This window comes from Falsiroseomonas oryzae (assembly GCF_027856955.1).
In the GTDB taxonomy this organism is placed as follows: Bacteria; Pseudomonadota; Alphaproteobacteria; order Acetobacterales; family Acetobacteraceae; genus Falsiroseomonas; species Falsiroseomonas oryzae.
Genome location: NZ_JAPSMD010000340.1, coordinates 1 through 5,755 on the forward strand (window position 1 = coordinate 1; position 5,755 = coordinate 5,755).

6 protein-coding genes and 1 pseudogene are annotated in these 5,755 nt (G+C 74.8%); 1 reads left to right on the plus strand and 6 read right to left on the minus strand.

Going from position 1 to position 5,755, the window contains the following annotated elements:
* The 4 genes and pseudogenes from OZN99_RS23685 to tsaE all read right to left on the minus strand — a co-directional run.
* Nucleotides 1–1,338: pseudogene (locus OZN99_RS23685) on the minus strand (double-strand break repair protein AddB); the annotation flags it as partial.
* A gap of 69 nt (nt 1,339–1,407) precedes the next feature.
* The gene (locus OZN99_RS23690) at nt 1,408–2,139 is read right to left on the minus strand and encodes a nucleotidyltransferase family protein (protein ID WP_270937721.1); all 732 of its coding nucleotides are present in this window, start codon (nt 2,137–2,139) and stop codon (nt 1,408–1,410) included.
* Nucleotides 2,136–3,128, minus strand: a complete 993-nt coding sequence (locus tag OZN99_RS23695) for an aminoglycoside phosphotransferase family protein (protein ID WP_270937722.1) — start codon at nt 3,126–3,128, stop codon at nt 2,136–2,138. Before OZN99_RS23695 ends, OZN99_RS23690 begins: the two co-directional genes overlap by 4 nt.
* On the minus strand, nt 3,125–3,580 hold the full coding sequence (gene tsaE / locus OZN99_RS23700) for a tRNA (adenosine(37)-N6)-threonylcarbamoyltransferase complex ATPase subunit type 1 TsaE (protein WP_270937723.1): 456 nt from the start codon (nt 3,578–3,580) through the stop codon (nt 3,125–3,127). The genes OZN99_RS23695 and tsaE overlap by 4 nt, the downstream gene beginning before the upstream one ends.
* A gap of 117 nt (nt 3,581–3,697) precedes the next feature.
* Between tsaE and OZN99_RS23705 the strand changes: the two genes are divergently transcribed.
* A complete protein-coding gene (locus OZN99_RS23705; protein WP_270937724.1) occupies nt 3,698–4,717 on the plus strand; it encodes an NAD(P)/FAD-dependent oxidoreductase in 1,020 nt (339 codons plus the stop codon).
* Nucleotides 4,718–4,749: 32 nt separating this feature from the next.
* Here OZN99_RS23705 and OZN99_RS23710 read toward each other — a convergent pair whose 3' ends face one another.
* Together OZN99_RS23710 and OZN99_RS23715 are read right to left on the minus strand one after the other, a co-directional pair.
* On the minus strand, nt 4,750–5,097 hold the full coding sequence (locus OZN99_RS23710; protein ID WP_270937725.1) for a hypothetical protein: 348 nt from the start codon (nt 5,095–5,097) through the stop codon (nt 4,750–4,752).
* A gap of 67 nt (nt 5,098–5,164) precedes the next feature.
* Nucleotides 5,165–5,755 (minus strand): hypothetical protein (locus OZN99_RS23715; RefSeq protein WP_408611906.1); only part of this gene is annotated, 591 nt, incomplete at its 5' end.

The following is a 5,755-nucleotide window of genomic DNA, read 5'->3' on the forward strand; positions in this document are numbered from 1 at the left end:
GCGATCCATCCCGGCCGCGCAGAGCGGGTGCTTCAGCGCCGCCAGTGTCGGCACCGGCGCGAAATCCTCCGCCACCATGCGCGCCACCAGCCGCAGGAAGGCGCCGGCCGGCGTGGTGCCGAGCGGCTCGCCGGCGGAGTCGTCGGCGACGATGCCGTGCCGCACCAGCGCCGCGGAGACGCGCCGCGCCAGGTCGCGGTCGGGCGTGACCAGCGCGGCACGCGCGCCCGGCTTCTCCAGCGCCTCGCGCAGGGTCAGCGCGATGGCGTCGGCCTCAGCCTGCGTATCGGGCGCGGCGAGCAGCGAAAGCCCTTCCAGCCCCGGCCGCCACAGCGCGGGATCCGGCCGCGTCCAGTCCTCCAGCCCCTCAGGCGGGCGCAGCGCCATCTCGATGAGCGCCGCGCGCGCTTCCGGCACGCGCTTCTCCTTCACGGCCTCGCAGCCCGGCCAGCGGCGGATGCGCTCGTTGTCCGCCTCCATCGCCTTCAGCAGCCGCGCCTGGGAGGAGAAGGGATGCGTCGCCGCGCCCTCCACCGCCGCCCAGATCCGGCCCAGCGCCTTGCGGTCCAGCCCGTGCAGCACGACGGCACCTGCCGGCAGGCCAGCCACCACGCGCAGCAGCTCCGCCGCCGCCGGGATGGTGCCGCCGACGCCGATGCCCGCGGCGATCACCGCGTCCCGCGGCGGGTCCTGCGCCCAGGCCTCGGTCTGCGCGCGCAGCGCCAGCACGCGCCGAAGTCCGATGTCGAGCAGACCCTGCTCCGTCAGCCAGCCGGCCCACTGGTTGGCGATGCCGCGCAGGAAGGTGGTGGTGATCTGCCAGTGCGTCGCCTGTTCCTGCGGCACCAGCGTCTCCAGCCGGTCGAGCCAGGCTTCCGCGAAGGCCAGCGGATCGGCTTCGCGCAGCAGCTCCGGGTCCTTCTCCTCCAGCGCCACCTCGTCGAACAGGCGGCCGAGCTCGCCGGCCAGCTGCCAGGCCTGTTCCGGCGTGGTCGGGCCGCCATGCCGCGCCGGCAGGCGCATCACGAAGCCGGTCAGCACGGATTGCCGCGTCAGCGGCGCGACGGCCGGCGGCAGGTCGAGCAGCGCCGGCAGCGCCAGCTCGTCCGCATCCTCCGTGGACAGCCCGGCCAGCGCGCGCATGCGCGGCAGCAGCAACGCCTTCTCGGCAGCGGTCCGCAGGAAGGCATCGCGCAGCGCACGCGCGGAACGCCGCGTCGGCAGCAGGATTGTGGCGCGGCCGAGAGCCTCGGGCGGCGCGCCCGCCATGCGCTGCAGCACCCCGGCGGCCAGACAGTCCAGGAAGGGCAGATGCGCCGGGATGTCGTAGAGGTTCACGCGGAACCTGCCGTCCAGCGCCGGCGCGCCTGCATGAAGGGTTGGTGTGGCGGCTTCATGCGGGCGCGCTCAAAACAAGGCGGGCAGGATCCCGGCGCGCAGCATCGTCTCCGCCCGCTCCAGGTCGCGCGGCGTGGACAGGTGGAACCAGGCGCCGTCATGCACCAGTGCAAAGAGCCGTCCGCGCTCGATTGCGCGGTCATAGACCCGGTTCAGGCTGAACGGCCCGTCGGGCATGCCCTCGAACAGGACGGGCGACAGGATCTGCACGCCGCCGAACAGGTAGGGCGCGATCTCGCGCTCCCTGGGCCGCCGCGCGCGGCCCAGCGGATCCAGCAGGAAGTCGCCGCGGCCGGCGTCGCCATCGACATGCGCGGTGCGGATCAGCAGCAGCAGCGCGTCCATCTCCGCCGGATCGAAGGCGGCGGACATGCGCAGCAGGGCGGAGCGCGGGCCGTCCAGCCAGAAGGCGTCGCCGTTCACCACGACGAAGGGGTCGCCCCCCAGATGCGGCAGCGCTGCCTTCACCCCGCCGCCGGTCTCCAGCAGCAGCTCCTCCCGCAGCACCACCGGTGGCGGCTCCGCGCCATAGGCCGTGACGGCGCGCTCCACCTGGTCGGCGAACCAGTGCGCGTTGACCACCAGGTTGCGGATGCCGGCATCGCGCAGCCGGTCCATCGCGTGGTGCAGCAGCGACCGGCCTTCCAGCGGCAGCAGCGGCTTCGGCCGGTCGTCGGTGAGCGGCCGCATGCGCGTGCCGAGCCCGGCGGCGAGCACCATGGCGTGGGTGGGTGCGATCATGCCGGATGTCCATGGAGCGAGGCGGGATTGGCGCGCAGGTCGCGGGGCACCTGCGCGTCGAGGAAGCGGCGCAGCGGCGCCGTCGCGGGATGCTCCAACGCGCGGTCGAGCAGCGCCCAGCAGCGCGCGCCGTGCCGGAGGTAGTGCCACTTCCCGTCGCGCCGCGCGAGCCGCACCCAGAGCGCCGCGACGCGCAGGTGCCGCTGCGCCGCCTGCGCCGCCATCGCGGCACGGAAGGCGTCGCCATCCAGGTCGTGCCGGCGCGCGAGATAGGCGGCCACCGCCGCCTCCCGCACGCGCTCGTCCACGTCCCGCCGCGCATCCTCCACCAGCGACACCAGGTCGTAGGCGGGGTGGCCGAGCGCCGCGTCCTGGAAGTCCAGGATGCCGACGTCGCGCGGTGCCGGGCGGTCCAGCGGCATCAGGTTGGCCGGGAAGAAGTCGCGATGCACGAAGCCCCGCGCCGCGAAGGGGGCCAGCATCTCGTGCAGCGCCGCGTGGAACGCCGCGCGCTGCGCCTCGCCCGGCGGCGCGCCCAGCACCTCCGGCCACCACCAGTCCAGGAAGGTGGCCGCCGCTGTCTCCGCCATGCGGCCCGCACCCCATTCCGGCAGCCCGTCCGGCGGCGGCGCGGCGTGCAGCGCGGCCAGCGCCTCCGCCGCCGCGGCATAGAGCGGCAGCGCATCGGCGCCCGCATCCAGCCGCTCCGCCATGGTGGTGCGGCCGAGATCCTCCAGCAGCAGGAAGCCGCGCCCGGCATCCGCCGCGATCACCTCCGGTGCGGAGAGCCCGAGGCGCGCCAGATGCGCCGCGACGTGCAGGAAGGGTCGCACATCCTCCTGCGGCGGCGGCGCGTCCATCAGCAGCGCGGGACGCGGCCCGTCCAGCAGCCGCATGTAGCGCCGGAAGGAGGCGTCGGAGGGCAGCGCCTCCCGCCGCGCATCGCCGAAGCCGTGGGCCGCCAGGAAGTCCTCGGCGCCGTCCCTCACGCCAGGCCCTCCAGCCGGCCGGGCCAGCCGGTCAGCGTCGCCAGGCGCTCCTCCTCCGCGGCGCCGGGCGCCAGCGCCAGCGTGAGCGCGTCGGCGGGCCGCAACGCACCCAGCCGGTCGGGCCATTCCACCAGCACGATCCCCTCCCGCGCCTCGTCCCAGCCCAGTTCCGCCAGGTCGGCCGGGCCGTCCAGCCGCCAGAGGTCGAAATGGAAGGCCGGTCCGGCCGGCAGGTCGTAGCCCTGCACCAGCGTGAAGGTCGGCGACGGCACCTCCAGCCCGAGGTCGCCGCTCGCGGCGCGCAGGAAGGCGCGCGCGAAGGTGCTCTTGCCCGCGCCGAGCGGGCCTTCCAGCAGGATGGCGTCGCCACGCCGGGCACGCGCGGCGAGCCTGGCGGCCAGCGCCTGGGTGGCGGCGGAATCGGGCAGCGTGAGGGTCACGGTGGCGGACATGCGGGGGCGGACCAATCTGCCCCCGGGGGGCCGGCGCGCACAAGCGCCGGGTTCGCGGTTTGATCACGCGGCGCCGCCGGGCTAGACCGGCCGCCTTGTTCCAGGGATGCGCAGGCGATGCCGGCCAAGGTCGAGACGGATGTGGCGATCATCGGCGCGGGGCCGGTCGGGCTCTTCGCCGTCTTCGAATGCGGCATGCTGCGCATGAAGTCCGTGGTGATCGACGCGCTGGACGCCGCCGGCGGCCAGTGCAGCGCGCTGTATCCCGAGAAGCCGATCTTCGACATCCCCGCGCACCCCGAGATCGCCGCCGCCGACCTGATCGCCGCGCTGGAGAAGCAGGCCGCGCCCTTCCATCCGCTGATGCTGCTCGGCCGCCGGGTGGAGACGCTGAGCCGGCGCGACGGCGGCTTCGATCTGACGACCAGCGAGGGCGACAGCATCGCCTGCAAGGCGGTGATCATCGCCGCCGGCGCCGGCGCCTTCGGCCCCAACCGTCCGCCGCTCGAGGGGCTCCCGGCCTACGAGGCGACCGGCGCGGTGCGCTACATGGTGACCAGGCGGGAGGACTTCCGCGCCAAGCGCGTGGTGATCGCCGGCGGCGGCGACAGCGCCGTGGACTGGGCGCTCTCCCTCAAGCAGATCGCGGCGAAGGTCACCGTCGTGCACCGCCGCGACAAGTTCCGCTGCGCGCCGGAAAGCGCCGCCCAGCTCAAGGCGGCCGCCGAGCGCGGCGAGATCGAGATGGCCATCCCCTACCAGCTGCACGGCCTGCAGGGCGAAGGCGGCAGGCTCACCGGGGTGGAGCTCGCCACGCTGAAGGGCGAGACGAAGCTGGTGCCCGCCGATGTGCTGCTGCCCTTCTACGGCCTGTCCATGGAGCTCGGCCCGATCGCCGATTGGGGCCTGGGCGTCGAGCACAAGCACATCAAGGTCGCTCCTTCGACCTGCGAGACGAACATCCCCGGGGTGTACGCCATCGGCGACATCGCGACCTATCCGGGCAAGCTGAAGCTGATCCTGCAGGGCTTCAGCGAGGCGGCCATGGCCGCCCACGCGATCCACCCCCGGGTCTTCCCGGGCGAGGCGCTGCACTTCGAATACAGCACCAGCAAGGGCCTGCCGGTCGCGGGCTGATCACGGCCCGCGACGCCGGCGGGCGGACGCCTTCAGGCGCGGGCGAGCAGCACCCGGAGCCGCTCGGCATCGCCCGGCGGCGCGACCAGGCGCAGCTCGACGGCCTCGCCTTCCGGGTGAAGCTCGGCGGCGTCGCGGTCCACCGGGCCGTCGCGCACGAGCCCCTCCAGCGCGAGCTTCGCGGCCTCGGCACTGGGAAAGCGCCGCTTCAGCATCACGCCGCCCGGCACGGGCGCGTGTTTGCCGCCCAGCATCTCGCCCGGCGGCACGGCGCGGGTGCCGCGTTCCCCGGTATTCGACGGCGGGTCGCTGGCCGGAAAGGTACCGGCAACGGCAATGTCCTGCTGTGCATCGTCCTGGTCACGACGGTCGGATGGCATGACGGGCTCCCCTTGTGGTTCTCCGAAGGGGTGCCAACGTTCCGCGGCGACGCCGGTTCGGCGACCGCTACTCCGGCGGTTCCCGGGCCGGGAAGGGCGGCAGCGGCCAGGGGGTGGGCCAGGGCGACCAGCCCGACGGCGTCTCCTCCTCCCGCGCGAGGCCGGAGCCGCCGCCGGGCGCGTCCAGCTCGAACAGCCCGGTCCGCGGCGGGACGAAGAGCGAGGCCAGGGTGGGCAGTCGCGGATCGGGCAGGCCCGGCAGCACAGGATCGGCCGGCGGCGGGGGCTGGACCACCGGCGGCAGCGGATCGGGCGTCACGCCGGGCGGGGCCACGGGTGGCGTAACCGGCGGCGTGACAGGCGGGGTCACGGGCGGGGTCACGGGCGGAGTGACTGGTGGCGTCACCGGCGGTTCCGGCGCTTGGCCGCAATTCGCCACGCCCATCGGGCAGCCGTTCAGGCGATAGGTGTCGCCCACGCCCGTCGCCGGCACGCTGACCAGCGCCGCCGCCGCCGCCCCCCCCTGCCCGGCCAGCGTGCCGACCAGGAAGGCGGAGCCGCCCTGCGCCAGCAGGCCGAGCCGCCCGGCCTCCAGCGTGCCCAGCGCCGGGCCGCCATCCAGCAGCAGGAACAGCGGCGCCGCGCCGGCCGTGATGTC